Here is a 3,108-nt window from a genome sequence, read left to right as displayed (position 1 = left end):
TACTGGCCGTCATCGGCGACCGCTGGCTGATGTTCGGCGCCGTCGGGGCCCTGCTGCCGGCGGCCTGTTTGCTGGTGCTGCGCCGACCGCTGTGGTGCGCGGCACTGCCGGGGTTGGTCTGCCTGGCGGTGAACTGGTGGCCGCCGCTGTTCGCCGAAGCGGCCGTCCTGCAGCCGTTCGCCCTGCTGGTGCTGGGCATGTGCCTGATCGCTCCGGCACTCGGGCTGCGGGTGCTGCGCAGCGAGCCGGGTTTCGCCGTGGCGCCGCTGACGCGCTGGGGGTATCTGCTCTACCCCGGGCACTTCCTGTTGCTGGCTGCCATTCGCGCGCTCTAGCGCCGGCATGAAAAGTACCTGTACTCGGCGCTACCGGCTTGTGTAGGGTGCGCTTTGCGCACCGGGCCATGTACCGGGCTCGCGGAGCGCAGGCCGTCAGTCGCCGACGGCGCCTGATGTCTACCCGGGGGACCGCTGGTAGCGACCCGAGCCCCTCGATCACGCGGAACTCCCGGCCCGCGTAGCCCTCAGAACAGGAACCAGTGGCCGACGGCCGCGCGTCCTTCGCAAGAAAAGGAGCAGCACCATGCGTTACGCCCGCTTGATCGCCTTCGCCGCACCCCTGTTCGTGGCCTTCTCGGCCACCGCCGCGCAGTGGCCCGCCGGTGCGAAAGAGGAATTCACCAACCAGTGCGTCACCAGCGCCAAGGCCAACGTGCCGGCCGCCAAGGCCGAAGCCTATTGCGGCTGCGCGGCGGAAAAGGTCGGGATGGAGTTCAGCAGCGCGGAAATCCAGGCCATGCAGGACAAGAAAGGCAGCGACGTGACCCCGGAAATGAAGGAACGCCTGGGCAAGGCGTCCACCAGCTGCCTGCACTACCTGAACCCCTGAGTCGTCCTCGCCCTTGCCGCGCGCAAGGGCAGCCTGGACTCACATGACGCCGCGCAGGGCCCGCTCTGCGCGGCGTCGTCGTGTCCGGCGGGCGGAATCAGAGGATCCGCGCGCTCTGCGCCGCCGGCTTCAGGCGGATGGCGATGAACTTGGAGGTCGGTGTGTGGCTGCCATCGCCGTAGCTGTCCAGCGGCACCAGCGGGTTGGTTTCCGGGTAGTAGGCCGCGGCCTGGCCGTCCGGCATGTCGAAGGCGAGCAGGGTGAAACCCTTCACCGTGCGCTCGATGCCGTCGTCCCACAGCGAGGTGATGTCGACCTTCTGCCCCGGCCGATAGCCCAGGCGCTCGATCTGCGCGGCGCTGACGAAGAGCACCTCGCGCTGTCCGCGCACGCCGCGGTAACGGTCGTCCAGGCCGTAGATGGTGGTGTTGTACTGGTCGTGTGAGCGCAGCGTCTGCAGGATCAGGTCGTGGGCCACGCCGCTCTTGCGCATGCGCTCGGACACCAGGTCCGCCGGCAGCACGTTGGCCTTGAAGTTGGCCTTGCCGCTGGCGGTGGTCCATTTGCGCGCGCCGGCCGAGTTGCCGAGGTAGAAGCCGCCGGGATGGGCGACGCGGCGGTTGAAATTCTGGAAGCCGGGCAGCGTATCGGCGATCAGCTCGCGGATGCGGCCGTAGTCGGCGATCAGCGCATCCCAGTCCACCGGATGGTTGCCCAGGGTGGCCTTGGCGATGCCGGCGACGATGGCCGGCTCCGAACGCATTTCGGCGGACAGCGGCTCGAGCTGGCCGAACGAGGCGTGGATCATGCTGAACGAGTCCTCCACCGTCACCGCTTGCGGGCCGCCGGCCTGGCGGTCGATGTCGGTGCGGCCCAGGCACGGCAGGATCAGCGCGTCGCGGCCGTGGGTCAGGTGGCTGCGATTGAGCTTGGTGCTGATCTGCACGGTCAGGGCGCAGCGTTGCAGCGCCTGGTGGGTGCGCGGGCTGTCCGGCGTGGCCTGGGCGAAGTTGCCGCCCAGACCGATGAACACCCGGGCGCGGCCTTCCAGCATCGCTTCGATAGCTTCCACGGTGTTGTGGCCGTTGTGCCGCGGGACGCTGAAGGCGAAGCGCTTTTCCAGCGAATCGAGCAGTGCCGCCGGCGGGCGGTCGTTGATGCCCATGGTGCGATCGCCCTGCACGTTGCTGTGGCCGCGTACCGGGCAGAGGCCGGCGCCGGGCTTGCCGAGGTTGCCGCGCAGCAGTTGCAGGTTGACGATTTCCTGGATGGTCGGCACCGAGTGACGGTGCTGGGTGATGCCCATCGCCCAGCAGACGATTACCCGCTCGGCGCGCCGGTACATGCGCGCGGACTGCTCGATCTCCGCCAGGGTGAGACCGGACTGTTGCTCGATCTGCGCCCAGGAGGTGGCATCCAGCTCGGCCAGGTAGGCGTCGATGCCGTCGGTGTGCTCGGCGATGAAGGCGTGGTCGAACACCGCCGGCTCACCCTTGGCCTGGGCCTCGCGCTCCCACTGCAGGAGGAACTTGGCCATGCCGCGGACCGCCGCCATGTCGCCGCCCAGTGCCGGGCGGAAGAACGCGGTGTTCAGCGGTTCCGAGCCATTGGCGAGCATTTCCGCCACGTTCTGCGGGTTCTGGAAGCGTTCCAGGCCGCGCTCCTTGAGCGGGTTGAAGCAGACCACCTGGGCGCCGCGCTGCACCGCTTCACGCAACGGCTCGAGCATCCGCGGGTGGTTGGTGCCGGGGTTCTGGCCGAGCACGAAGATGGCGTCGGCATGCTCGAAGTCGGCGAAGGTCATGCTGCCCTTGCCGATCCCGACGCTTTGCCCGAGGGCCACGCCGCTGGCCTCGTGGCACATGTTCGAGCAGTCCGGGAAATTGTTGGTGCCGTAGGCGCGGACGAACAGCTGATAGAGGTAGGCGGCCTCGTTGCTGGCCCGCCCGGAGGTGTAGAACTCCGCCTGGTCGGGGCTCTCCAGCGCGTGCAGGTGCTCGGCGATCAGGGCGAAGGCGGCGTCCCAGCCGATCGGCAGGTAACGGTCGCTGGCCGCGTCGTAGCGCATCGGCTGGGTCAGCCGGCCCTGGTACTCGAGCCAGTAGTCGCTCTGCTCGCGCAGCTGGCTGACGCTGTAGCGGGCAAAGAAGGCGGCGTCCACGCGGCGCTTGGTGGCTTCCCAGTTGACCGCCTTGGCGCCGTTCTCGCAGAACTTGACCA

Annotated in this window: 3 protein-coding genes; 2 read left to right on the top strand and 1 reads right to left on the bottom strand. The window is 68.6% G+C overall.

Translation table 11 applies throughout. From position 1 onward, the window contains the following. Nucleotides 1-335: TraX family protein (locus tag B3E91_RS03655; protein WP_287028436.1), on the top strand; the 335-nt coding region annotated here is incomplete at its 5' end. A gap of 247 nt (nucleotides 336-582) precedes the next feature. Further along, entirely contained in the window at nucleotides 583-888 is a 306-nt protein-coding gene (locus B3E91_RS03650) for a hypothetical protein (RefSeq protein ID WP_273233689.1), read from the top strand. A 97-nt stretch (nucleotides 889-985) separates the two neighbouring features. Here the strand turns inward: B3E91_RS03650 and B3E91_RS03645 are convergent. Continuing rightward, nucleotides 986-3,108, bottom strand: a 2,123-nt coding sequence (locus B3E91_RS03645; protein ID WP_287028435.1) for an FdhF/YdeP family oxidoreductase, incomplete at its 5' end; no start/stop codon positions are given.

This window comes from Pseudomonas sp. UBA6310 (assembly GCF_002438225.1).
Taxonomy (GTDB): Bacteria; Pseudomonadota; Gammaproteobacteria; order Pseudomonadales; family Pseudomonadaceae; genus Pseudomonas_O; species Pseudomonas_O kuykendallii.
This window is presented reverse-complemented; position numbering and strand designations above follow the sequence as displayed.

Excerpts from the sequence above, each read along its gene's own strand:
- B3E91_RS03650 (WP_273233689.1), top strand. The coding sequence starts at position 583 with ATGCGTTACGCCCGCTTGATCGCCTTCGCCGCACCCCTGTTCGTGGCC.